Source organism: Nocardia noduli (genome assembly GCF_019038455.1).
GTDB classification, from domain to species: Bacteria; Actinomycetota; Actinomycetes; order Mycobacteriales; family Mycobacteriaceae; genus Nocardia; species Nocardia noduli.
The window spans coordinates 44,208-68,050 of record NZ_JAFMPL010000012.1 but is presented as its reverse complement, the minus strand read 5'-3'; the positions used below and the strand labels follow the sequence as shown (position 1 = coordinate 68,050).

20 protein-coding genes, 1 tRNA gene and 1 pseudogene are annotated in these 23,843 nt (G+C 66.9%); 5 read left to right on the top strand and 17 right to left on the bottom strand.

The genetic code is table 11. From position 1 onward, the window contains the following. Positions 1 to 29 precede the first annotated feature (29 nt). Positions 30 to 1,334, bottom strand: a complete 1,305-nt coding sequence (locus JZ792_RS10165; RefSeq protein WP_216909244.1) for a YhgE/Pip domain-containing protein — start codon at positions 1,332 to 1,334, stop codon at positions 30 to 32. A 65-nt stretch (positions 1,335 to 1,399) separates the two neighbouring features. Here JZ792_RS10165 and JZ792_RS10160 point away from each other — a divergent pair, with 65 nt between their 5' ends. Further along, the gene (locus JZ792_RS10160; RefSeq protein ID WP_216909242.1) at positions 1,400 to 1,999 is read left to right on the top strand and encodes a TetR/AcrR family transcriptional regulator; all 600 of its coding nucleotides are present in this window, start codon (positions 1,400 to 1,402) and stop codon (positions 1,997 to 1,999) included. A 6-nt stretch (positions 2,000 to 2,005) separates the two neighbouring features. Here the strand turns inward: JZ792_RS10160 and JZ792_RS10155 are convergent, their stop codons facing one another. From JZ792_RS10155 to JZ792_RS10120, 9 genes and pseudogenes are all read right to left on the bottom strand, one after another. Then, a complete protein-coding gene (locus JZ792_RS10155) occupies positions 2,006 to 2,497 on the bottom strand; it encodes a beta-class carbonic anhydrase (RefSeq protein WP_216909240.1) in 492 nt (163 codons plus the stop codon). Positions 2,498 to 2,727: 230 nt separating this feature from the next. Continuing rightward, entirely contained in the window at positions 2,728 to 5,472 is a 2,745-nt protein-coding gene (gene polA / locus JZ792_RS10150; RefSeq protein ID WP_216909238.1) for a DNA polymerase I, read from the bottom strand. Positions 5,473 to 5,538: 66 nt separating this feature from the next. Then, on the bottom strand, positions 5,539 to 6,555 hold the full coding sequence (locus JZ792_RS10145; protein ID WP_216909236.1) for a neutral zinc metallopeptidase: 1,017 nt from the start codon (positions 6,553 to 6,555) through the stop codon (positions 5,539 to 5,541). A gap of 89 nt (positions 6,556 to 6,644) precedes the next feature. Beyond that, entirely contained in the window at positions 6,645 to 7,340 is a 696-nt protein-coding gene (locus JZ792_RS41925) for an ABC transporter ATP-binding protein (RefSeq protein WP_254189611.1), read from the bottom strand. A 174-nt stretch (positions 7,341 to 7,514) separates the two neighbouring features. Continuing rightward, a pseudogene (locus JZ792_RS41920) lies at positions 7,515 to 8,525 on the bottom strand (ABC transporter ATP-binding protein); the annotation flags it as partial. Then, positions 8,522 to 9,961: a branched-chain amino acid ABC transporter permease gene (locus tag JZ792_RS10135; protein WP_216909232.1), complete on the bottom strand. Its 1,440-nt coding sequence runs from the start codon at positions 9,959 to 9,961 to the stop codon at positions 8,522 to 8,524. The pseudogene JZ792_RS41920 and the gene JZ792_RS10135, both read right to left, overlap by 4 nt. Next, a complete protein-coding gene (locus JZ792_RS10130) occupies positions 9,958 to 10,995 on the bottom strand; it encodes a branched-chain amino acid ABC transporter permease (RefSeq protein WP_109529810.1) in 1,038 nt (345 codons plus the stop codon). The genes JZ792_RS10135 and JZ792_RS10130 overlap by 4 nt, the downstream gene beginning before the upstream one ends. A gap of 77 nt (positions 10,996 to 11,072) precedes the next feature. Continuing rightward, positions 11,073 to 12,299 carry a branched-chain amino acid ABC transporter substrate-binding protein gene (locus tag JZ792_RS10125; RefSeq protein WP_405180505.1) on the bottom strand — a complete coding sequence of 409 codons (1,227 nt, stop codon included), beginning with the start codon at positions 12,297 to 12,299 and terminating at the stop codon, positions 11,073 to 11,075. 200 nt (positions 12,300 to 12,499) lie between these two features. Continuing rightward, positions 12,500 to 13,117: an ANTAR domain-containing response regulator gene (locus tag JZ792_RS10120; RefSeq protein ID WP_109529809.1), complete on the bottom strand. Its 618-nt coding sequence runs from the start codon at positions 13,115 to 13,117 to the stop codon at positions 12,500 to 12,502. Between the two features lie 245 nt (positions 13,118 to 13,362). On the opposite strand from JZ792_RS10120, the gene JZ792_RS10115 reads away from it, so the two are divergent. The 4 genes from JZ792_RS10115 to JZ792_RS10100 all read left to right on the top strand — a co-directional run bounded on the left by JZ792_RS10115 (position 13,363) and on the right by JZ792_RS10100 (position 15,607). After that, positions 13,363 to 13,449 (top strand) — tRNA-Leu (locus JZ792_RS10115). Between the two features lie 262 nt (positions 13,450 to 13,711). After that, a complete protein-coding gene (locus tag JZ792_RS10110) occupies positions 13,712 to 14,224 on the top strand; it encodes a monooxygenase family protein (protein ID WP_109529808.1) in 513 nt (170 codons plus the stop codon). A 236-nt stretch (positions 14,225 to 14,460) separates the two neighbouring features. Further along, on the top strand, positions 14,461 to 15,081 hold the full coding sequence (locus JZ792_RS10105; RefSeq protein ID WP_216909230.1) for an arsenate reductase/protein-tyrosine-phosphatase family protein: 621 nt from the start codon (positions 14,461 to 14,463) through the stop codon (positions 15,079 to 15,081). A 154-nt stretch (positions 15,082 to 15,235) separates the two neighbouring features. Next, entirely contained in the window at positions 15,236 to 15,607 is a 372-nt protein-coding gene (locus JZ792_RS10100) for a hypothetical protein (RefSeq protein WP_232840253.1), read from the top strand. An 89-nt stretch (positions 15,608 to 15,696) separates the two neighbouring features. Here the strand turns inward: JZ792_RS10100 and JZ792_RS10095 are convergent, their stop codons facing one another. The 7 genes from JZ792_RS10095 to trpC all read right to left on the bottom strand — a co-directional run bounded on the left by JZ792_RS10095 (position 15,697) and on the right by trpC (position 23,711). Beyond that, the gene (locus tag JZ792_RS10095) at positions 15,697 to 16,599 is read right to left on the bottom strand and encodes an acyl-CoA thioesterase (RefSeq protein ID WP_216909228.1); all 903 of its coding nucleotides are present in this window, start codon (positions 16,597 to 16,599) and stop codon (positions 15,697 to 15,699) included. Beyond that, positions 16,600 to 18,018: a pyruvate kinase gene (gene pyk, locus JZ792_RS10090; protein WP_216909226.1), complete on the bottom strand. Its 1,419-nt coding sequence runs from the start codon at positions 18,016 to 18,018 to the stop codon at positions 16,600 to 16,602. It abuts the gene before it with no gap. 458 nt (positions 18,019 to 18,476) lie between these two features. Further along, entirely contained in the window at positions 18,477 to 18,935 is a 459-nt protein-coding gene (locus tag JZ792_RS10085) for a TM2 domain-containing protein (RefSeq protein ID WP_216909224.1), read from the bottom strand. A gap of 378 nt (positions 18,936 to 19,313) precedes the next feature. Beyond that, positions 19,314 to 20,678 carry a prolipoprotein diacylglyceryl transferase gene (gene lgt, locus JZ792_RS10080; RefSeq protein ID WP_216909222.1) on the bottom strand — a complete coding sequence of 455 codons (1,365 nt, stop codon included), beginning with the start codon at positions 20,676 to 20,678 and terminating at the stop codon, positions 19,314 to 19,316. 152 nt (positions 20,679 to 20,830) lie between these two features. Further along, positions 20,831 to 21,631: a tryptophan synthase subunit alpha gene (gene trpA / locus JZ792_RS10075; protein WP_216909220.1), complete on the bottom strand. Its 801-nt coding sequence runs from the start codon at positions 21,629 to 21,631 to the stop codon at positions 20,831 to 20,833. Next, entirely contained in the window at positions 21,628 to 22,893 is a 1,266-nt protein-coding gene (gene trpB / locus JZ792_RS10070) for a tryptophan synthase subunit beta (RefSeq protein ID WP_216909218.1), read from the bottom strand. The genes trpA and trpB overlap by 4 nt, the downstream gene beginning before the upstream one ends. Then, positions 22,893 to 23,711 (bottom strand): indole-3-glycerol phosphate synthase TrpC, encoded by an 819-nt coding sequence (gene trpC / locus JZ792_RS10065; protein ID WP_216909217.1) that lies wholly within the window; start codon positions 23,709 to 23,711, stop codon positions 22,893 to 22,895. Before trpC ends, trpB begins: the two co-directional genes overlap by 1 nt. Between the last annotated feature and the right edge of the window lie 132 nt (positions 23,712 to 23,843).

Here is a 23,843-nt window from a genome sequence, read left to right as displayed (position 1 = left end):
CCACCGCCGGGGCCGCGCTCACACGTGGCTCAGCCCGCGACCGACGTCGCCAACACTTTCGGCGGCTTCACCTCGCCGTCGGCGGTGCGGTGCAGGCCGCGACGGTCGTAGGTCAGCGTCGCCGCCACCCCGAGCACCAGCCCGACCGCGAGACCGACGGCGGTCATCCAGACCCCGTGGGACAGACCGGCTTCCGCGTCGCCGTCGAAGAACATGATGGCGCGCACGGCCAGGTAGATCTGATGCATCGGTTCGAAGCGCGCGAGGACGGCGACATAGCCGGGCACCGCCTCCAGCGGTACCGTCGCCGCCGACGACGGCAATCCGAGCACCACGAACAACACCAGATTGACCAGCAGTCCCGCGGTACCGAAGGTGGCGAGTACCGCCAGCGCCGTGACGCCGACCGCGAGGATGGCCAGCGTGCCGTAGAGCCACAGCAGCAGCGGGCCGGGCACCGGCACGTCCAGCAGTCGCGCGACACCGAGGAATATCGCCGACAGCAGCGGCGCGGCGAGGCCGACGACGGCCCATTTGATCAGCAGCGTCCGGAACCGGCTGATACCGGTGGCGGGTTGGTGCACGAACCACGGACCGTATTCGGTCGGGATGAATCCGAGGAGCGAGTCGACCAGGGTGTGGATGATCATGGCGCCGGTGAATCCGGCCAGGAGCAGGATCAGCGTGTAGAAGAACGCGACCAATCCCTGTCCGGCGCCGTCGTCGAGCGGACGGTAGGGCGCTTCGATCACGTCGATCGGATCGGCGATCATCAGCCGCGCCGCGCCGCTGATCGGGTCGCCCGCTGGAGCGGCGGGACCGGCCGCGAGCGTGGCCTCGACCCGCTCGGTGAGACTCTTGCCCACGGTGTCGTCGACCTGCCCGAGGGCGGTGTCGGCGATGCGCTGCATGATCCCCGTGGTGTACGGACCGACGCGGGGATTGGTGTGCACCGTGATGACCGGACGTTCCATCACACCCGGTACGACCGCGCCCGCACCGAGGATGACCAGGCGTTTGGTGAAATCCGACGGGATCACGATGGCCCCGTACACCCGGCCCGACTTCAATTGCGCTCGGGCTTCGGAGATTCCGAGGACGCGCAGATCGACCTTGTCGGCGGGAACGCGTTCGACCAGCGCCGCGGCGATCTGGTCGCCGAAGTTCTCCCGCGCGCCGTCGACCGTCTCACCGACGTCCTGATTCACCAGCGCGACCGGGAAGTCGTGCAGATTCTTCTCCGTATTGCTTGCATAGCCGAGGTACATGGTGGCGAGCAGCGCCGCGAAGACCGCGAGCAGCGCGATCGGGGCGGTGAAGATCCGGACCGTCATGAACCTGAATGTAGGCAGTGCCTACAAAGTAGTCAACGCCTACATCTTGTTATCCTGCACTCACGATGTCACTGACCCGTGCCCGCTCCTATCACCACGGCGACCTGCGCGCCGAGCTACTGCAACGCGCGGAGACCACGCTGCGCGAATCCGGTGTCGACAGGCTGTCGCTGCGACAACTCGCCCGCGACGTCGGCGTCAGCCATGCCGCCCCGACCCGGCATTTCCGGGACAAGCAGGCGTTGCTCGACGCGCTCGCCGTCGCCGGATTCGAACGGCTCGGCGCGTCCTTCGACGCGCTCACCCCCGCCGAATCGTTCGCCGAGCCGATGCGCGCGATGGCGCTGACCTACCTCCGGTTCGCCACCGAGAACTCCGCGCTGCTCGCGCTCATGTTCGCCCGCAGGCACAGCCCGGTCGCCGGTGACGAGATGTCACGGGCCGTCGACCACGCCTTCGCGCGGCCGGTCTCCCTGATCGCGAACGCCCAGACCCGCGGCGAGATCATCCCCGGCGACCCGCGGCGCATCGCGCTCACCGCCGTCGCGGCCCTCCAGGGTCTGGCCACCTTCCTCGGTTCCGGACTGGTGTTCCCGGAAGCCGCGGACGCCTGGCTCGACGACACGGTCACCCATGTCATGCTCGGCCTGCGCCCGCGGCCGTAGCGACCGCTAGACGGTCACCTCGTTCAGCTTGCCGGTGGCGACGTCGAAGACGAACCCGCGAATGGAATCCTTGTGCGGGATGAACGCGCTGTCGACGATCCGCGCGATCGATTGGCGCACATCGGTTTCCAGATCGGAGAAGGCCTCGGCGGCCCATTCGGGTTTGATACCGGTCTCGGCCTGGATGGCGGCCTTGAAATCATCGTCGGTGAAGGTGAGCATGCCGCAGTCGGTGTGGTGGATCAGGATGATCTCCCTGGTGCCGAGCAGGCGCTGACTGATGGCGAGCGAGCGGATCTCGTCGGCGGTGATCACGCCGCCGGCGTTGCGGATCACGTGGGCCTCGCCCTCGGCGAGTCCGAGCACCCCGTAGACGTTGATTCTGGCATCCATGCAGGCGACGACGGCTACCCCCTTCGACGGCGGCAACGGCAGCGGTCCGGCGAAGGTGCTCGCGTATTCCGCGTTGTTCTCCAGGTACTGATCGGTGACGGTCATGTCGTTTCATCCCTCGGCGATCGGTATGCGTGCATGCGAATTCGGTGATCCGAACGCTAGTGCAGCAATGTGCGAGCTATATGATTCGACTCACGGTAATTTCTTTGGTGGACAGTCCGATCCACCGATTTTCCCCAGCATCGCTCCGGTAAATTCCGGCCGAATCCACCGACGGCGACCCTCGCCGCGGTGGATTCGTTGCCATACAGCTATTTTCACGCGCCCGACCGTCAGTGGGCGGCGGAATCCCAGCTGCGGCCGGTCCCGACGGAGACGTCGAGCGGCACCGAGAGGGCGATGGCCGAGGACATGCGTTCCCTGGCGAGGGTTTCCAGCGCCTCCCGTTCCCCGTCGGCGACCTCGAAGACGAGTTCGTCGTGGATCTGGAGCAGCATGCGCGAACGCAGACCGGCCTCGCGCACGGCACGGTGCACGTCGATCATCGCCACCTTGATGATGTCGGCGGCGGTGCCCTGGATGGGCGCGTTCAGCGCCATGCGCTCGGCCGCCTCGCGGCGCTGCCTGTTGCTCGAGTCCAGATCGGGCAGGTAGCGGCGGCGACCGAAGAGGGTTTGGGTGTAGCCGACCTTGCGCGCCTGTTCGACGACTTCGTAGAGGTAGTCGCGAATCCGGCCGAAACGATCGAAGTAGACGTCCATCTGCTCCTTCGCCTCACCGGTGCTGATCTTCAGCTGTGCCGCGAGACCGTAGGAACTCAGTCCGTAGGCCAGACCGTAGGACATCGCCTTGATTCGGCGGCGCACTTCGGGGGTGACCTCGGAGATCGGGATGTCGAAGGCCTTGGACGCGACGAAAGTATGCAGGTCCTCGCCGGAATTGAAGGCTTCGATCAAACCCTCGTCGCCGGAGAGGTGCGCCATGATCCGCATTTCGATCTGGCTGTAGTCGGCGGTCATCAGTTCCGAGTAGCCGGGACCGACGACGAAGGTGTCGCGGATCTCGCGCCCGGTGTCGGTGCGGATGGGGATGTTCTGCAGATTCGGCTCGGTGGAGGAGAGCCTGCCGGTCGCCGCGATGGTCTGGTTGAACGTGGTGTGGACGCGGCCGTCGTCGGCGACCGATTTCAGCAGCCCGTCCACGGTGACCTTGAGGCGGGTGGCGTCGCGGTGTTCGAGCAGGTGCGCCAGGAACGGGTGCTCGGTCTTCTCGAACAGCGATTCCAGGGCGTCGGCGTCGGTGGTGTAACCGGTCTTGGTGCGCTTGGTCTTGGGCATGTCGAGTTCGTCGAACAGCACCACCTGCAACTGCTTCGGCGAGCCGAGATTGATCTGCTTGCCGATCACCCCGTACGCGGCGTTCGCGGCATCGGCGACCTTGTCGGCGAACCGGCGCTGCAAGGATTCCAGCTGCGCGACATCGACCGCGATACCCGCGTCCTCCAGTTCGGCGAGCACGCCGAGCAGCGGCAGTTCCATCTCCGCGAGCAGGGGGGTGGATTCGATCGTGTCGAGTTCGGTGTCGAGCGCCCCGGCCAGATCGAGAACGGCTCTGGCACGCAACATCTCGGTCTGCGCGAGTTGCGCGTCGACGCTGTCCTCGTCGTCGAGCAACGACAACTGCTGGGTCTCGTCGGTTTCCGCGCGCAGTTCCCGGTGCAGGTAGCGCAGCGAGAGATCGTCGAGATTGAAGGTGCGCTGTCCCGGCCGCACCAGGTAGGCGGCCAGCGCGGTGTCACTGGTCAGGCCGTGCAGCGACCAGCCGCGACCGCGCAGCGCGTGCACGGCGGATTTGGCCTCGTGCAACGCCTTGGGCACCGCGGCGTCGGCCAGCCACGCGCCGAGCGCGGCCTCGTCCTCGGGCGTCAGCACCGTGACGTCGATATAGCCGCTCTCGCCGTCGCCCGCCGCGATCGCGAGCGCCTTCACATCACCGTCGACCGGCGTGCCCGTGCCGACCACCGACACACCGTGTCGGGTCCCCGCGACGGCGTGCTCGGCCAGCCAGTCCGCGACGGCGCCCACTTCGAGTGCGCCACCGCTGATATCGAATCCGGCCTCGGCCTCGGGCTCCGGCGGCGCCAGGGTCTCGAAGAGACGATCGCGCAGCACCCGGAATTCCAGATCGTCGAACAGCTGGTGGATCTTGTTGCGATCCCACGGCTGCTGGGCCAGCTGCTCGGGGGTGTAGGGCAGCGGCACATCCTTCACCATCTCGGTGAGCTGACGGTTGAGCACCACGCTGCTGAGATTGGCGCGCAGCGAGTCGCCGACCTTGCCCTTGACCTCGTCGACCTTGTCGACCAGCGTCGCCAGATCGCCGAATTCGCGCACCCACTTCGCCGCGGTCTTCTCCCCCACCCCGGGAATGCCGGGCAGGTTGTCACTCGGATCGCCGCGCAGCGCCGCGTAATCGGGGTACTGGGTCGGGGTGAGACCGTATTTGGTCATCACCTCGTCCGGGGTGAACCTGGTCAGATCCGAGACGCCCTTGCGCGGGTAGAGCACCGTGACATCGTCGTTGACCAACTGGATGGCGTCGCGATCGCCGGTGACGATGAGGATGCGGAAACCCTCCGACAGCGCCTGGGTGGTGAGTGTGGCGATCACGTCGTCGGCCTCGTAACCGTCGATCGCCATCACCGGAATCCCCATCGCGCCGAGGACATCCTTGGTGAGTTCGACCTGGCCGCGGAATTCGTCGGGCGTCTGGCTGCGATTGGCCTTGTATTCCGGATACGCCTCGGTGCGGAACGTCTTGCGCGAGACGTCGAACGCGGCGGCGACGTGCGTCGGTTTCTCGTCGCGCAGCAGGTTGATCAACATCGCGGTGAATCCGTAGACGGCGTTGGTGGTCTGCCCGGTCACCGTTTTGAAGTTCTCCGCCGGTAGCGCGAAGAACGCGCGGTAGGCGATCGAATGCCCGTCCAGCAGGAGCAGAGTCGGCCGGTCCGCACCGGCGGAGTCGCTGGAACCGGAGCCGGTGGCTGGACGCTGCGCAGTCGTGGGTGAACTCACGCCCCCGAGTCTAGGGACCGGCACCGACAAGGCACTACGCCGACACCCGGGCGGGCCGCGCACCGCTCAGTCGACGTTCACCTGGGCGGCGTACCAGGTGTTGCACTCCCAGGTGTCGCCCTTGTCCGACCCCCACTTCCACCAGCCCCAGGCATTGGCGTCGGTGCCGTACCCACGCGGTTCGCCCGGCCGGTCACCGACGGAGCGGTTGACGCGGGCGGCCTCCTCCCAGGTCTGTTCGTCGATATCGCCGCGATCGAAACCGGTGCCGAGGAACATTCCGGAGAAACATCCCGCCTGCAACTCCCAGCGCCTGCCCTGTTCCTGGCCCGCCGACGAATTCCAGCCGAGCGCGGCACGCTTGTCGGTGTAGGCGTGGGTGAGCCCGATGATGGTCTGGATGTGGTGGCCGTATTCGCGCGCGACGACCGCCAGTTGCGCGCCACGGCGTGAGCCGACGGCCAGCGGGCGCACCGTGTCGAACGGCAGCAGAATGGTCTCGTCGGTCGCGCAATAGGAACCCCCGCGGATCTCGGAGGCGTTCGGCGCGCACGGACTGCTGACCGATCCGGCCTGTTGCGGCGCGAGGAGTCGCGGGGTGCGGAACGGCAGGCCCGCCCCGCGTAGCGTCGGCTCCCAGGCCGCGTCGAGGCAGCCGATCGCCGCTTTGTAGAAATCCTGCGCGGCCAGCGCGTCGTCACGCCAGCGCGGCAGCGCGCAGTCGATCCGCTCCAGCCCGATGTGCTGCGCGAAGAGCGGATGATCGACCAGCGCCGAGACCGCTCGGCTCGACGCGAGCGGCGGGACGCCCACCCGCGACACACCGGCCAGCGGACCGGACGCGATCGGCGGGGCGCCGTCGCGCGCCGGATTCGGATCCTCGGTCACCGTGCCCTGGAATCCGGGCACCCCCTCGACCGCGGCGGCATGGTGCGTACTGCGCGGATCCTTGGGCTCGAGCGTTCTTCCCGCGGCGACCAGCGCCGCCGCGGCCAGAATTCCGACCACTCCGAATGCCACCAGGATCGGGAATCGTCGACGACGCCGCATCCGCAGCCATCGAGTCGTCAGCGGCGTGTTCATGACTATTCCCTGACCCAGCTTCGTCGACGCATCGTGTTCCATCATGTCGTGCGGGGTCCGGCACGGTTTCGCGTGCCGGACCCGACCACTCAGCCGACGCCGAGATAGGCCGATTTCACCGCCGAATCGGTGAGCAGTTCACCGCCGGTACCGGTTTTGGTCACCTCACCGGTTTCCAGGATGTAGGCGCGATCGCTGCGGGCGAGGGCCTGCTGCGCGTTCTGCTCGACCAGTAGCACCGTGGTGCCCCGCTGGTTGATCTCGCTGATGATCCGGAAGATCTGCTGAATCACCATGGGCGCCAACCCCATCGACGGTTCGTCGAGCAGCAGCAGGCGCGGACGCGCCATCAGCGACCGGCCGATGGCCAGCATCTGCTGCTCGCCGCCGGACAGCGTGCCGCCGACCTGTTTGCGCCGCTCCGAGAGCCGAGGGAACAGTTCGAAAACCCAGTCCAAGGTGTTGGAGTACTCGGCTTTCTGTTTGAATCCCCGGCCATAGCAGCCCATGTCGAGATTCTCCTGCACCGTCATGCCGGGGAAAACACCCCGGCCTTCCGGCGCCTGGATCAATCCGCCGATCACCCGTTCGTGGGCCTTCAGCTTGGTGATGTCGCGGCCCTCGAACAGGATCCGCCCCTTGGTCAGCGGCAGCAGGCCCGACAGCGCGCGCATGGTCGTGGTCTTGCCCGCGCCGTTCGCCCCGAGCAGGGTGACCAGCTCACCTTCGGCCACCTTCAGCGAAATCCCGTGCAGTGCCTGGATTCTGCCGTAGTTGACGACCATGTCCTCGACTTCGAGCAGCGGGGGCGCCGCGCTGAAGTCGCGGGTGGCGCCGGTGACCGGCTGCTCGCCGGTCGACACCGGCGGCGGACCCTGGCCCGGCTGCACGATCGGCAGTTTCTGCGTCGGCTGATCGACGGTGAAGAACCCACCGGCCTGCGGTTCGGGCGCGGTGTCCTCGGGTTCGCCGCTCGGCGTGGCGATCTCGATCCCGGCGTCGGCCGCCGCCTGCTCGACCTCGTCGTCGGGCACACCGAGGTAGGCCGCGATCACCGAGGGATCCTCGCGGATATCGGCGGGCAGTCCGTCGGCGATCTTGCGGCCGAATTCCAGGACGACGATGCGGTCGGTCACGCCCATGACCAGACGCATATCGTGCTCGATGAGCAGCACCGTGAACCCGTCGTCGCGGATCTTGCGGATCAGATCCATCAGCGCCGCCTTCTCGCTGGGATTGAATCCCGCGGCGGGTTCGTCCAGGCACAGCAGCTTCGGCTCGGTGGCCAGCGCGCGGGCGATCTCGAGTCTGCGCTGATCACCGTAGGACAGATTGCGCGCCTTCTCCACGGCATGCGGTGCGATACCGACGAATTCGAGCAGTGCCATACCGCGCTCGATGGCGTCGTGTTCCTCGCGGCGGTGCCGCCGGGTACGGAACACGGCACCGGGCACCGAGGTCTTGTGCCTGGCGTCGGTGCCGACGACCACGTTCTCCAGCGCCGTCATCTCACCGAAGAGCCGGATGTTCTGGAAGGTTCGCGCGATGCCGAGGCGGGTGATCTCGTTGCGCGAGGTCTTCGTCAGCGGTTTGCCGTCGAAGAACACCGTGCCCGCCGAGGGTTGGTAGACGCCGGTGATCGCGTTGAAACAGGTGGTCTTTCCCGCGCCGTTGGGTCCGATCAGGCCGAGGATCTCGCCGCGGCGGATCTCGAAACTGACCTTGTTCAAGGCGGTCAGGCCGCCGAACTGCACCGTCAACTCGTCGGTTCGCAGCAGCGGCGCACCGATCTCGGTGTCGATGGCCCGATTCGTCGCGACGACCTCGGCGACGGTCTCGGCATCGCCGAGGGCCGGGATCACCGCGGTGACGTCGACCATGCCCGCGCTGCCGACCTGTTCCTGTTCGGCGTATCCCGCCGCCATGTCCTCGTTGTCGAAGAGCGCGCCGCCCGGGCCCGGCCCGGTCATCGGCCCGCTCCGACAGCCACCGGCTCCGGCGCCGGACGGCGCACCGCCCGATACACCTGCCGACCGTAGGCCAGCAGTTTCTGCCGAGCCGGGAACAGACCCTGCGGACGCAGAATCATCATCACCACCAGCGCTATTCCGAAATACAGATATTTGAGGTCACCGAGCGACTGCGCGCCGCCCTTGCGGAACAACAGCACACTACCGAGCAGCAGCAGACCCATCACACCGGTGAAGACCGTCGCGGTGATGACGCCGCGCTGGATCCACGGACCCATGTGCTGCACCCGGTAACGCCACGCGACCAGCAGACCGACGAACACGGCCACGTCCAGGGCGAGGAGCACGTACCCCGTCGATTCCTCGGAAACCAGTTGCACCGACTGCAACCGCAGCGGCAGGTAGGCGATCAGGAACGCGCCGACGATCACGCCGAGTTTGTTGCCCTTGCCGCCGAGGACCACCGCGCACAGGAACAGCATCGAGGTGATGATGTCGAATTGGCGCGGATTGACGTAGGTCACCTGCCCGGCGTACATCGCGCCGGACAGACCGCCGACGGCCGCGCCGATGGTGAAGGCCCACAGTTTGAATTTGAAGGTGGGCACGCCCATGATCTCGGCGGCGTCCTCGTCCTCGCGGATGGCGACCCAGGCGCGTCCGACCCGGCTGCGCTCGAGGTTGCCGACGATCAACAGGACGATGATCACCAGCACCAGGCCGAGCCAGAACCACCAGGTGCCGTTGTTGGCCCGCACGAACGGATTCCAGCTGCTGGTGTCACCGAGATTGCCCGGCGAGAAGACCCCGCCCGGCCGGGTCTCGGATTCGCCGAGCTGCGGGTAGGCGATCTGCGAGAGTCCGAGACTGCCGTTGGTGACCTCGCCGAGATTGTCGGCGAGCAATCGGACGATCTCACCGAATCCGAGGGTGACGATGGCGAGGTAGTCGCCGCGCAGCCGCAGTGTCGGGGTGCCGAGCACCAGGCCCGACAGCGCGGTCACCGCGATCGCGAGCGGTACGCAGGCCAGCCAGGCCCAGCTCGGATTCAGCCAGCCGCCGTCTGTTTGATTCCACGGACTGTTCGGGCTGGTGAGCAGGCCGACGGTGTAGGCGCCGACCGCGTAGAAGCCGACGTAACCGAGGTCGAGCAGACCCGCTTGGCCGACAACCACATTCAGTCCGACGGCGATGAGCGCGTACATGGCGAACTGCGCCATCACACCGCCGAAACTCACGGCGGGGGTGTCGAGCAGCGGCGGCGGATACAGCGGGAGCAGCGCCAGCGCGATGATCGCGGGCACGCCGACGGCCCATTGCGCGGGCCGGGACAATCCGCCCCACCAGTCGCGAATCGTGTCGCCGAGACCGGCTTTCGACGGCGCGGCGGGTTCTGCGGAGGGGTCTCCGGTGGGTTCTTTGATCACGTCGGTCATGCGCGTGCCCTTCCGAGGCTTTCACCCAGAATGCCGGTCGGCCGGAACATCAGCACGGTCACCAGCAGGACGAACGCGACCACGTCGCGCCATTCGGTGCCGAACAGGATCTGGCCGTACTGTTCGGCGATTCCGAGGATCAGCCCGCCGAGCAGCGCGCCGCGCAGATTGCCGATGCCACCGAGCACCGCGGCGCTGAATGCCTTGATACCGAGGATGAATCCGCCGGAGTAGATGATGCCGGTCGGCACCCGCAGGGTGTAGAGCAGCGCGGCCGCGCCCGCGAGCACACCGCCGATGAGGAAGGTCAGCATGATGACCCGTTCCCGCGAAACACCCATCAGCGTCGCGGTATCGGGATCCTGGGCCACGGCGCGAATGCCGCGCCCGAATTTGGTCTGGTTGATCAGCACTTCGGTCACGATCGCGAGGAAGACCGCGGAGACCACGATCACGATGGCGACATTGGTGACGTCGGCGCCGAGAAAGCTGAACTGCACCTTGGGATCGACGAGCCGGATGCCGGTCTGGGCGTTGGTGCCGCCGAGACCCGGTTTGATCTTGGGCAGGATGTAGTGCACGAATTCCTGGATCACGAACGACATACCGATCGCGGTGATCAGGAAGGCGAGGGGTTTCGCGCCGCGTTTGCGCAGAGGTCGGTAGGCGACACGCTCCAAACCCACCGCGGCCGCGCCGGAGACCGCCATTCCGAACAGCATGGCGAGCCCGAGAAAGACGATGGTCATCACCACGCCTTGGGAATACACATCACCACTCGGTGCGAAGCCGAGTAATTCCAACCCCACGTAGGAGCCGAACATACCCAACATGAATATTTCCGAATGGGCGAAATTGATCAGCCGCAGCACACCGTAGACCAATGTGTAGCCCACGGCGACGAGGGCGTAGATCGACCCGTAAGTCAGTCCGTCCACGGTGAGGCGCCAGAACTGGTCCACCACCCCGGAGACATTGAAGTCGATCGACCCGTTGGCAAGCAGGGCCACGCCGACCGAAGCGGTTGAAGGCATTCGTATCTCTCGCGTCGGGAAACGGCGTGTGCGGGTCCTCGCGGGACCCGCACACGCCGCTCATACTCGTAGTCGAACTACTTGACCTGGTACATCCAGATCTGGATGTTCGACAGTTCCCCGGTCTCGTTCCACTTGTACTGACGGGCCACACCGGTGCCGTCGTAGGTGCGCACATAGTCGACGAGATCCGCGCGGGTCACCTTACCCGCGGCGATACCCTTCAGCACGATGGTGGTGAGGTCGTAGCCCTCGACCGAGTAGACGCCGGGCGCCTGACCGTTGAGCGCCTTGTACTCCGCGGTGAACTTCTCCGGGGCCGGGCTGCACGGGCACGACAGGTACGCGTCCTTGGCCGAACCGCCTGCCTGGCGGACGAATTCGGGATCGTTGCTGCCGTCGGCGGACGCGAACGTCGCCGTCACGCCACCGGTGCGCAGCTGCTGCACGAACGGCGCCGACTCGGCGTAGTAGCCCGAGTAGAAGATCGCGTCCGGCTTGGCGGCGGCCAGCTTGGACACCGCGGCGGAGAAGTCCTTGTCGCCTTCCTTGACGCCGACCGAGCAGCTCGGGTCGACCGCCGAACCCGCCGAGGCGGTGAACGCGTCGGCCAGGCCCTTGCCGTAGTCGGTGTTGTCGACGACGACGCAGATCTTCTTGTAGCCGAGTTTGCCGGTCAGGTACTTCGCGACCGCGGGGCCCTGCGAATTGTCGTTGCCGAGACCGCGGAAGAAGGTCTTCCAGCCGTTCTCGGTCAGCGTCGGATTGGTGGCGGACGCCGTCAGCGTCGGCATACCCGCCTCGCTGAGGATGCCGCCGGTAGCCTTGGTCTCACCGGAGAAGGTGGGGCCGATCAGCGCGACGATATTGGGATCGCTGACGATCGTCGGAATCACCTGGGTGGCGATCTGCGCCTTACCCTCGGTGTCGAATTCCTTGACCTTGATCTGACAGTCCGGGTTGGCCTTGTTGTGCTTGTCGAGCGCGAGTTTCACGCCCATCACGACGTTGATGCCGAGAGCCGCGTTGCCGCCGGTGAGCGGGCCCGCCATGCCGATCGTCAGCGGAGCGCACTTGGCCTTGCCGTCGCCGGCCGGATCCGCCGCGGTGCCACCGTCGCTCGCGGGAACTTCGTTGCCTTCGGTGTCGAGTTGCACGACCGGCTGGATGGACAGGTCGGCGCTGCCACCGCCGCCGCCGTTGTCGGTCGACTTATCACTGCACCCCGACAGCACCAGCGCGGCGGCCGCGCCGATCACCACCACGCCACGCGTCGTACGACTGCGCCATGTCGAACTAAGCACGTCTCACCTCTACGTCCTGTGCTCCCCCCGGCTCCCGGAGGAGGCCGACCACGTCGGCCCGGACAGAACATAGCGTTGGTACGTTAGATCCGCATCACATTCGCATCATGGCTGCGACATCGTGTCGAATTCTTTTTTACGATTACGTGTCGAATGAGTAAAGTTTTCCGGCCACGCCCCGATGCGGGGCGAATTTCCGGTCACTTGGGAGTCAGATTCTCCAGCACCACCTCGGCTACCGCCTTCATGGTGGTGCGCCGGTCCATGGCGGTCCGCTGAATCCATTTGAAGGCCTGCGGCTCCGACAAACCCTGGGTCTGCATCAGCACACCCTTGGCACGTTCGACCAGCTTACGGGTCTCCAGACGATCGGTGAGGTTGGCGACCTCGCTCTCGAGCGCGGCGATCTCGTGGAACCGGCTGGCGGCCAACTCGATGGCGGGCACCAGGTCCGATTTGGTGAACGGCTTCACCAGATACGCCATCGCGCCGGCGTCACGCGCCCGCTCGACCAGGTCGCGCTGACTGAACGCGGTGAGAATCACCACCGGCGCAACACGTTTGGACGCGATCTCGGCCGCGGCGTCGATTCCGTCGCGGCGCGGCATCTTCACATCCATGATGACCAGATCCGGTCGATGCTCGATCGCGAGATCGACGGCCTGCTGACCATCGCCCGCCTCGCCGACGACCTGATAACCCTCTTCGGTCAGCATCTCGACCAGGTCCATGCGGATGAGCGCCTCGTCCTCGGCGACGACGACCCGCTTCGCCCCGGCGTCGCGCTTCGTGCCGGCGCCCCCTGCTGCAGTGCTCATAGGTAGACCCCTCTGGTTCCGATGCCTGTCCCGACACGCCGGACGGAGCCACAGCGGCAGGCCCGGATCCTGTCGAACACCAGGCCTCGCCATCGCCCCACCCGGTACGCATTCGAGTGATGTAGAGAGTACCTTTCAGTTTCTCGGAGAACGTAGATACCCTGCGCAAAGAGCGGACGGCGTGGTGCAAGTCGCAACCCGTTCGCGATAGGCGCCCCCGACCCGCTATAGTTCTCCTCCGGTGCGCCGGGTTGGCGGAACTGGCAGACGCGACGGTCTCAAAAACCGTTGTCCGGAAGGACGTGTGGGTTCGAGTCCCACACTCGGCACCAGGGTGAAGGGCGGTTGCGAAGCAACCGCCCTTCCTGTTCTCCGCTCCGATTCCGCAATCGGTCCGCTACGCGCCCGGCACCGATATCCCCGGTCAGGGCTTCGACAACGGATGAGCGCGCCGAGGCCGATTTCGCGCGTACCGCGTGGTCCACTCTCCCGTCGGTTGAACCGTGGCGAGGTCTCGTTCGTAGTCCCTGTGTGGTGGCCGGTGGCCGAGTCCGGTAACAGCTGTCGCCTCGGGCGGCGGAGAGGTGGGGTCGGATGCGTGTGAACAGGACGACGGTCGATCTGTCCGGATATCCGGATCTCGTCGTCATCTATCTGGGGATGCGGGTGCGTAAACCGCGCGGGATCGCGCGCCTGCTGGGATTGGGGCCGAAGCTGTACCGCTCGCATCGGGACCGGCCCGACGGACTGCTGCTGCACGAGGACGTGGTGTGGGGGCTCTTTCCGCCGCACTGGGGAGCACGGCAGTACTGGCGCGATCTGGACAGCCTGGAACGGTGGACGCGTTCGGCGCCGCACCGGGATTGGTGGCAGAAATTCCTCGCCGATTCCGGCGGCACCGGATTCTGGCACGAGGCCTATTTCGCGCGCGGCGGTATCGACGCCATGTACGACGATATGGATCCGGGAACCGGGCTCGCGCGATTCGCGCCGGTCGTGTCGTCGCGCGGGCGGATGTTCTCCACGCGGGGGCGGGTATACGACAAACCCGCGGGCGTCGCGCCGGTGGTCCCCGAATCGACTTATTACCGAACCGAATCCGAGTGAGTGACACCACATTACCGACCCTTTTGTGGGAGACAGGATTGGGATCGGAAACGGTGGGGTAAGTAGTCGCGGAACGCCCCGGCGGCTCTGGATCGTGACGAATAGCGAGCGACAGTGCGAATACCCGGGTGCGTTCCGTGTACGGCATCCGACCCGCAGGTGAATATATCGGCGCGCACCTGTGATTCGCCCTTTTCGGCCCGATGGACCGATAACGGGCAGATTACGGTGAACCTATGCACGTCCTGTTCGTCTGCAACGGCAATGTCTGTCGCTCGGTGATCGCCGAGCGGGTCGCCCGCGCCGTCGCGGCCGAACACCGGCTACACGGGCTGACCGCCGAGAGCGCGGGAACCCGCGCGCTGGTCGGCTTCCCCGTCGAACCGCTCGCCGCGCAGACCATCACCGGCCTCGGCGCCGATCCGGCGGGGTTCCGGGCGCGGAAACTGAAGCCGGAGATGATCGACAGGGCCGATCTGGTCCTCGCCATGACCGAACAGTTGCGCGACCAAGCGGCGGCACTGGCCTTCGGGGCCGCTCCGCGCACCTTCACCCTGCTCGAAGCGCACCGGATCGGCAAGGTCACCGGTGCGCGCACCATCGCCGAGCTGCACCGGTCGCGTGACAATCTGTCGCTGGTCGGACGGGAGAACATCGCCGACCCGGTCGGCCTGTCCGAAGCCGCGTTCTGCGAGGTCGGCGACCGTATCGCCGAAGCCCTCGTCCCGCTGTTGCTGGCCCTGGCGCCGCACGAACCGACGCATCGCGAGGCCGAGCGGGGTCCGGGGCTGGTGATGCGACCGGCGGTCCGTTCGGCCCCGCTCGCGTCGTTTCTGGCGGCACAGCACATCCGTTGACTGGGACGCACACAACAATTCCGCCCCGGCTGTGTCGTCGGCGGGGATCGAGGGATTACACTCCCGGCGAACAGACTTCCGCCGTTGATGGTTCGACACACGACAGGAATCAGACATGCCGAAACGAATTTCGGATGTTTCTCTCCATGTTTATGTGACACCGGAAGCCCTGGAACGTGTCGTCGAGACGGTGCGCGGGGTGGTCGACGATCATTTGGAGGACCGCGACGTCTTCGCGTGGCGGTTCACACTGCCCGTCGACACCGAGGATCCCGTCCACATCGTGCTCGAATCCCAGTGGCGCGTAGACCATCCCGACGCGGAACCGGGTGATCGCCGGACCTACGAGATCGCCCTGAGCCTGGTCGGCGCGCAACGTGACCTCAGCGCGCCCGGTCTGGCGGCGCTGGAGCGCAGGCTGATGCTGGAGACCGCGGGCGGGATCACCGGTCCCGAGATCCCGCGCACCATCCGGACGCAGCGCCGCGACACCTTCGACTTCGAGACCGAACGGGAAAGCCTGTAGGACAGCCGGATACGACCCGGATACGACCCCCGATACGACAAGACCCCGCCGCACCTCGAATACCCGAGGACGACGGGGCCTTTCGCGTTTCAGCGACGCGGCGGGAAATGCCGGATCATGCCCTCCTGCACCACCGTGGCGAGCAGGTCGCCGCCGCGCGAGTAGAACCGGCCGGTGGCCAGGCCGCGTGACCCCGCGGCGACCGGGGATTCGGTGGCGTAGAGCGCCCACTCGTCGAAGCGGAACGGGCGATGGAACCAGATGGAGTGGTTCACCGTCGCGGCGACGATGCGATCCAGACCCCAGGAAAGTCCGTGCGTGGTGATGATGGAGTCCAGAATCGTCGTGTCCGACGAATACCCCAGTGTCGCAACGTGGATCAGCGGATCGTCGGGCAGCGTGCCGTCGGCCTTCATCCAGACCCGATTGTGATTGAGCTGCTCCCCGGTGCCCTTCATGATCCAGGCCGGGTCGTTCGTGTACCGCATATCGATCGGATGCGGCGCCTTGACGAACATCTGCAACTTGTCCTCGAAGCCCGCGAAATGCTCTTCCACCCGCGGCAGCCCGTCCGGATCCGGTACTTCGGGCTTGTCGTGGGCGTGTTCGAGCCCCTTGGCCCACTCCTGGAACGCGGCGAGCATGACGAACAGTTCCTGTCCGTCCTGGCTCGCGGTCACGGTCCGGTTGGCCAGTGAACGGCCGTCCCGGTGCCGGTCCACGCGGTACTCGATCGGCTGCTTGGGGTCGCCACCGCGCACGAAATGTGCGTTGACGACGTGCAGCGGGCGATCACCCGCGGTGCGTCCCGCCGCGATGATGCCCTGCGAGACCAGTTGCCCGCCGAAGGTCCTGCTCGCCACCTTCGCCGGATGCTGACCGACGAAGACGTCCTCGTCGACCTGCTCGAGATCCAGCAGGCCGAGCAGGATGTCGAGATCGGTCCCATCCGTCGATTCGATGCCGACGGTGCCACCTAGGGCAGCTGACATTTAATGATCCTCCTCGCCGATGCGGTGCACATGGATCAGATTGGTCGAACCGACAGTACCGGGCGGGGACCCCGCCACGATGACCACCAGGTCTCCCTTCTCGTATCGGCCCATCGACAGAAGTGATACATCGACCTGGTGGATCATGGCGTCGGTGCTGTTCACCGTCGGCACGATGAAGGTCTCGGTGCCCCAGGTCATGGCCAGCTGACTGCGTACCTCGGGCAGCGGGGTGAACGCGAGCAGCGGCAGGTGGGTGTGCAGGCGGGCCAGCCGTCGCACGGTGTCGCCGGATTGGGTGAAGGCGACCAGCGCCTTGGCGTTGAGCCGCTCGCCGATATCGCGGGCGGCGTAGGAGATGACGCCGCGCTTGGTGCGGGGCACGTGCGTCAGCGGAGGTACCCGCGTCGATTCCATCTCCACGGCCTGCACGATCCGCGCCATGGTCCGCACGGTCTCGATCGGATACGCGCCGACCGAGGTCTCACCGGACAGCATCACCGCGTCGGCGCCGTCGAGCACGGCGTTCGCGACATCGGAGGCCTCGGCCCTGGTCGGGCGTGAGTTCTCGATCATCGACTCGAGCATCTGCGTCGCCACGATGACGGGTTTGGCGTTCTCCCTTGCCATCTGGATGGCGCGCTTCTGCACCAACGGCACCTGCTCGAGCGGCAGCTCCACGCCGAGATCGCCGCGCGCCACCATGACGGCGTCGAAGGCGAGCACGACGGCCTCGAGATTGTCGATGGCCTCCGGCTTCTCGAGTTTGCCGATGACCGGCACCCGGCGACCGACGCGGTCCATGATGTCGTGCACCAGTTCGACGTCGGAGGGCGAGCGCACGAACGAGAGCGCGATGAAATCGACGCCGAGTTTCAGCGCGAATTCCAGATCCTCGATGTCCTTCTCGGACAGGGCGGGTACCGAGATATCCATGCCGGGCAGCGAGACGCCCTTGTTGTTGGAGACGGGGCCGCCCTCGGTGACGCGACAGATCACGTCGTTGCCGTCGACACCGGTGACGGTCAGGCCGATCTTGCCGTCGTCGACGAGCAGCCGGTCGCCCGCCTTGGCGTCGGTGGCCAATTCCTTGTAGGTGGTGGAGACCCGGTCGTGCGTGCCGTCGACTTCGTCCACGGTGATGCGGACTTCTTCGCCGGTGGCCCAGACCGTGCGGCCCTCGATGAACCGACCGAGGCGGATCTTGGGCCCCTGTAGGTCGGCGAGGATGCCGACGGCTCTGCCGAGATGATCGGAGGCCTGACGCACCTTCTTATAGTTCTCGGCATGGTCGGCGTGTTCCCCGTGGCTGAAATTCAGCCGGGCAACGTCCATGCCGCTCTCGACGAGTTCGCGGATACGGTCCTCGGTGGCAGTGGCCGGGCCGAGCGTGCACACAATCTTCGTCCGTCGCATCACGGGTTAGAGCCTAATCCCGTTGGGGTACCGGGGCCTGTGCTGGCCTCGGTGAAACCTGGGTGAAAACAATGCGCACGCAACGACGCACCGCGTGGGGAGAACTCTCACCGGGCGCGACCTCGGGCTGTTCGGTGGCAGGTGTGCGGGCGAAACCGGGTAACGGCGCAACATTCCGGTGGCGACCGGCGTCGGCGCCGGAGTTGTCGCGTGTAAAGGCAGATGTTCGTGGGGACGGAGGGAACGCGGTCGCCGCGCGGTCTCGCCGACCTTCGATGTCCACCCCCCTTGACAGCGGGGTATTACGCACGCGTGACAGCGCGCTCACCCCGCCCGCGTGATCCCCGATCCACGTGCCGTCGAGGCGACGCGAAGACCCCCGGAACTCGTGAGATCCCGGGAACGCGAACGGGCACCCCGCCGTGCAGCGGAGTGCCCTTCTCATGCCTTCGATCGGGAGGTCAGCCGCGCAGCGGGCGACCTTCGGCGTCTGGCACCTTGCCGGTGAGCATCATGATGCCGTCGATCAGCGCCCAGATACCGCAGCCACCGCAGGTGACGAGTTGCAGGATGCCGATGGTGGTGTGGCCGGTGTAGAAGCGGCCCACGCCCAGGGTGCCGACGAACAGCTGCAACAGACCCGCGGTCAGCTTCTCCTTGTCGGAGAACGGCGTGCCGTACTGGTCGCGGCCGTAGGGCGCCTCGGCGTCACCGGGGTACCCGCCCGGCTGACCGCCGTACGGCGCGGGCGCGTAGCCACCCGGCTGCTGGCCGTACTGGGGCTGCTGCCCGTAGGGATCGCTCGGCGGCTGGTTGTACTGCGGCTGTCCCGGTGCGGCCCCCGGCTTGTTCAGGTCGGGCCCCGTGCCCTGCGGGCCGTACTGGGGTCCGCCGGGGTTCTGCTGATAGGGGTCGGTCACGAAATGTCCTCCTCATTTTGTGCGGGCGCTCCCCCGCCTGTGGCGCGTCCTGTCGGACGCCGGAAACCGTGACCATATTCGCCACGGACCGGCGGGTTCGACGACGAGCGTGTCCGACTGGATCCAGCGGGCGCCGAATCGGCTGTCCCGCTCGGATTCACCCCGAAACCTGCTCGAAGTCGTGTCCGACTCGGCGGCTTCGCCAGACTCTACTGTCTTCGGCTCCGCGACGCCGACCTCGGCCGACTCGTCGTCCGGCGAACGGTTCGCCGGACCCGATACGGTTATCGCACGGCGTGACCGATCCGTTGCCGTTTCGGCCGAGAAATTTGCCGGAGGCACGGAATCCGTGCGCGCGCCCGCGAATGCCGGGGCGACTCAGGACCTGTCGGCGGTGTCGCCCTCGGCGGCGGCGGAGGCGTCGCTGCCGGTCGCGGCCGAATTCTTCGTGCCGTTGACGCCGTTCGCCGCGGACTTGCCGGATTCGGTGGCGGACGGTGTCTTCGAGGTAGCGGGGTTCGTCTCGCTCGGCGTGACACCCGAATCCGGTTCGGCCGTCGCCCCTCCCGCGGACTCTCCGGACTCTCCGGACTCGGTGGTCGCGGCGGTGGCGGATTCGGCCTCGGCGGCGGATTTCCCGAGGGCGACCGGTGTCGCCTCCGACTCGTCCTCCGTGGATTTCACGTCCGTGTCGGATTCGGCCTTCGCCTCGGCTTCGTCGGCGGTCTCGGACTTCGCGTCATCATCGGACTCCGCTTCCGCTTCCGCCTCCGCGTCGAGTTCGATCACCTCCGGATTCGCGCCCACCGCACGCAGTTCGGCGAACTGCCACGGCCACGGGCGGCGCACGGCGTCGGGTTGCAGCATCTGCGCGGTCTCACGGCCCTTGGTCGCGAAGACGAAGTAGGCGATGGCCGCGAGGAATACCAGAGCGGCGGTGAAGGAGTTGATGCGGATACCGGCGATATGGGTCGCCTCGTCGTCACGCAGCAGTTCGACCACGAAACGACCGACGCAGTAGCCCGCGACGTAGAGCGCGAACAGGCGACCGTGCCCGATGCGGAAACGCTTGTCGATCTGCACCAACAGCACGACCACGATCAGGTTCCAGACCATCTCGTAGAGGAATGTCGGCTGCACGACCTTCTCGACGACCCCGGTGGAGACACCGTTCATCATGTCCAGCTTGCCGTCGTCGTCGAAACGCAGGTTGATCTCGAGTCCCCACGGCAGATCGGTCTCCCGGCCGTAGAGTTCCTGGTTGAAATAGTTGCCGAGCCTGCCGATGGCCTGGGCGAGCAGGATCGGCGGCGCGATGGCATCACCGAACGCGGGCAACGGGATTCGGTAGATCCGGCAGCCGATCCAGGCGCCGATGCCGCCGAGGAAGACCGCGCCCCAGATACCGAGACCGCCCTGGTAGATCTTCAGCGCGTCGAGCGGATCACCGCCCTCGCCGAAGTACTTCTGCCAATCCGTCGCCACGTGGTAGAGCCGTCCGCCGACGAGTCCGAACGGCACGGCGAACATCGCGACGTCGAGTACCGTGCCGGATCTTCCGCCGCGCTCCTGCCAGCGGCGTTCGCCCCACCAGATGGCGACGACGATGCCGACGATGATGCACAGGGCATAGGCCCGTAGCGGGAACGGACCGATCTGCCACACGCCCTGCGAGGGGCTGGGAATGTAGGCCAGCACGTCGCTGTTGGCCACGACACTGTCTGCCAGGACTCGTAAGGTCACGGTCGCCACCGTAGCGGAGGCACGACCCCCGGCGAGCGTCGCGGTCCGATCACACGCCGCTCATCCGCGCGAGCCGACGAAGACCGGAACGGAAAAGGCGGTCGCCACCCGCCACGGACCGCGGCGGCGACACCGCCAACCACGGCAGCGGATCAGGACCGTACGGTCGCGGAGCGAACACCCTCGGCGAGTTCGGCGGTGAGCGCGTGGACCGCGTCCAGCCCTTCGGCGGCAGCGCTGACCAGCGCCGAACCGACGATGACGCCGTCCGCGTACGAAGCGATCTCGGCGGCCTGCGCACCCGATCGAACACCGAGGCCGACGCCGATCGGTATGTCGGAATGCGCGCGGATCCGCGCGCACAGCGCGGGCGCGGCCGAGGAGACCATGTCGCGCGCTCCGGTCACACCCATCGTCGACGCCGCGTAGATGAATCCGCGCGAGGCCTCGAGGGTCTTGACCAGTCGCTCCTCGGTGGAGGACGGCGCGACCAGGAAGATCCGGTCCAGATCGTGGGCGGCGGAGGCGACGAACCAGTCGTCGGCCTCCTCCGGGATGAGATTCGGGGTGATGATGCCCGCGCCGCCCGCACCGGCCAGATCGCGCGCGAACCGGTCGACGCCGTAGCGCAGCACCGGATTCCAGTAGCTCATGACCACGGCCTGACCGCCCGCGGCGGTGATCGCCTCGACCACGGAGAACACGTCACGCACGCGGACGCCGCCGCGCAGCGCCTGTTCGGCGGCGGCCTGGATGGTCGGGCCGTCCATGACGGGATCGGAGTAGGCGACGCCGACTTCGACGATGTCGCATCCGGATTCGACCATCGCCCGGCACACGGCGATGGACCCGGCCAGATCGGGATAACCGGCGGGCAGGTAGCCGATGAGCGCCGCCCTGCCCTCGCCGCGCGCGGCGGCGAAGGTGTTGGCGAGGCGGGACTGCTGACTCATGCGCCGGTCTCCTCGTCGTTCTCGTCGAACAGACCGAACCAGCGGGCCGCGGTGTCCATGTCCTTGTCGCCGCGTCCGGACAGGTTGACCAGGATGATCGCTCCCGGTCCGAGTTCGCTACCCAGTTTCAGCGCACCTGCCACGGCGTGCGCCGATTCGATGGCCGGGATGATGCCTTCGGCGCGGCTCAGCAGCAGCAGCGCGTCCATCGCCTCGGTGTCGGTGATCGGCCGGTACTCGGCGCGCCCGACATCCTTGAGGTAGGCGTGTTCCGGACCGACGCCCGGGTAGTCCAGGCCCGCCGAGATCGAATGCGATTCGATCGTCTGGCCGTCCTCGTCCTGGAGGAGGTAGGAGTACGCGCCCTGGAACGCGCCCGGTGTGCCGCCGGTGAAGGTGGCGGCGTGCCTGCCGGTGTCGACGCCGTCGCCCGCCGCCTCGTAGCCGATCAGCCGGACGTCGGCGTCGTCGAGGAAGGGGTGGAAGATGCCGATGGCATTGGATCCGCCGCCGACGCAGGCCACAACCGCCGCGGGCAGTCCACCGGTGAGCGCGCGTACCTGGGCTTTCGCCTCCATGCCGACGATGCGCTGGAAATCGCGCACCATCATCGGGAACGGATGCGGGCCCGCCGCGGTGCCGAAGCAGTAGTAGGTGGCGTCGGCGTTGGTGACCCAGTCGCGCAACGCCTCGTTGATGGCGTCCTTGAGGGTCTGCGAACCGGTCGTCACCGAGACGACCCGGGCGCCGAGCAGACGCATGCGCGCCACGTTCAGCGCCTGCCGCGCGGTATCGACCGCGCCCATGTAGACGACGCATTCGAGGCCGAGCAGCGCGCACGCGGTCGCGGTCGCGACGCCGTGCTGGCCCGCGCCGGTCTCGGCGATGACGCGGGTCTTGCCCATCCGCTTGGCGAGCAGTGCCTGGCCGAGCACGTTGTTGATCTTGTGCGAGCCGGTGTGGTTGAGATCCTCGCGCTTGAGCAGGATGCGCGCGCCGCCCGCGTGTTCGGCCAGCCGCGTGCATTCGAAGACCGGCGAGGGCCGACCCGTGTAGTCGCGCTGCAATCGGTCGAGTTCGTCGAGGAAGACCGGATCGAGCCTGCACTTGTCGTATTCGGCGGTGACTTCCTCGATGACCGCCATCAACGCCTCGGGCACGTGCCTACCGCCGTAGACGCCCCAGTGGCCGCCCGGATCGGGCTCGTGCGCGCTGCGCTCGTGGACGCCCTGACTGGCCTTGGGCAGCGAACCCGTCGCCATCACCGACCCCTGCGGGCCGGTTTGGGGCAGGACGGGTGGGTGCCCGCCGTCACCAGCTGCAACACCGCCGCACGGGGGTCACCGCTGGTCACCAGGCCCTCGCCGACGAGGACGGCATCCGCGCCCGCACCCGCGTAGGCGAGCAGGTCCGCGGTGCCGCGCACGCCGGATTCGGCGATCCGGATGACCTCGGTCGGCAGGCCGGGGGCGATCCGCGCGAAGACGTCGCGATCGACCTCGAGGGTTTTGAGATTGCGCGCGTTCACACCGATCACCGAGGCGCCCGCCTCGAGCGCGCGGTCGGCCTCTTCCTCGGTGTGCACCTCGACCAGCGCGGTCATGCCGAGCGATTCGGTGCGGTCGATCAGCGAGGAGAGCACGTCCTGTTCCAGGGCGGCGACGATCAGCAGGATCACGTCGGCGCCGTGCGCGCGGGCCTCGTGGATCTGGTACGGGCCGATGACGAAATCCTTGCGCAGGATCGGGATGCTCACCGAGGCGCGCACCGCGTCCAGGTCATCGAGGGAACCGCCGAAACGACGGCCTTCGGTGAGGACGCTGATGATGCGCGCGCCGCCGTCCTCGTAGGCCTTGGCCAGACTGGCCGGGTCGGGGATGTCGGCGAGAGCGCCCTTGGACGGGCTGGATCGCTTGACCTCGGCGATGACGCCGATGCCGTCCTCCAGGAGTGCGGCACGGCCGTCGAGCGGCGACGAGGCACGGGTCGCGGCGGCTTTGATGGCCTGGAAGTCCAGGACGGCTTCGCGAGCGGCCACATCCGCGCGGACCCCGTCGAGAATCGAGTCGAGTACCGTCATCTGGCTCGAATCCTTTCTGGGGAGACGGACTTGCTGCCTGAGAATCCCCCCAGGCGCTGTCTCACCGATGCTGACAAAGAATAAATGGCGTGCTCTTTCCCGATCGCGGCGGGGTTGGCCCGGCCACGACAC

What these genes read in the sequence shown, in the direction of transcription:
- JZ792_RS10165 (WP_216909244.1), bottom strand. Translation starts at nt 1,334, where the DNA reads ATGACGGTCCGGATCTTCACCGCCCCGATCGCGCTGCTCGCGGTCTTC.
- JZ792_RS10160 (WP_216909242.1), top strand. Translation starts at nt 1,400, where the DNA reads ATGTCACTGACCCGTGCCCGCTCCTATCACCACGGCGACCTGCGCGCC.
- JZ792_RS10155 (WP_216909240.1), bottom strand. Translation starts at nt 2,497, where the DNA reads ATGACCGTCACCGATCAGTACCTGGAGAACAACGCGGAATACGCGAGC.
- JZ792_RS10145 (WP_216909236.1), bottom strand. Translation starts at nt 6,555, where the DNA reads ATGAACACGCCGCTGACGACTCGATGGCTGCGGATGCGGCGTCGTCGA.
- JZ792_RS41925 (WP_254189611.1), bottom strand. Translation starts at nt 7,340, where the DNA reads ATGGTCGTCAACTACGGCAGAATCCAGGCACTGCACGGGATTTCGCTG.
- JZ792_RS10135 (WP_216909232.1), bottom strand. Translation starts at nt 9,961, where the DNA reads ATGACCGACGTGATCAAAGAACCCACCGGAGACCCCTCCGCAGAACCC.
- JZ792_RS10130 (WP_109529810.1), bottom strand. Translation starts at nt 10,995, where the DNA reads ATGCCTTCAACCGCTTCGGTCGGCGTGGCCCTGCTTGCCAACGGGTCG.
- JZ792_RS10120 (WP_109529809.1), bottom strand. Translation starts at nt 13,117, where the DNA reads ATGAGCACTGCAGCAGGGGGCGCCGGCACGAAGCGCGACGCCGGGGCG.
- JZ792_RS10110 (WP_109529808.1), top strand. Translation starts at nt 13,712, where the DNA reads ATGCGTGTGAACAGGACGACGGTCGATCTGTCCGGATATCCGGATCTC.
- JZ792_RS10105 (WP_216909230.1), top strand. Translation starts at nt 14,461, where the DNA reads ATGCACGTCCTGTTCGTCTGCAACGGCAATGTCTGTCGCTCGGTGATC.
- JZ792_RS10095 (WP_216909228.1), bottom strand. Translation starts at nt 16,599, where the DNA reads ATGTCAGCTGCCCTAGGTGGCACCGTCGGCATCGAATCGACGGATGGG.
- trpA (WP_216909220.1), bottom strand. Translation starts at nt 21,631, where the DNA reads ATGAGTCAGCAGTCCCGCCTCGCCAACACCTTCGCCGCCGCGCGCGGC.
- trpB (WP_216909218.1), bottom strand. Translation starts at nt 22,893, where the DNA reads ATGGCGACGGGTTCGCTGCCCAAGGCCAGTCAGGGCGTCCACGAGCGC.
- trpC (WP_216909217.1), bottom strand. Translation starts at nt 23,711, where the DNA reads ATGACGGTACTCGACTCGATTCTCGACGGGGTCCGCGCGGATGTGGCC.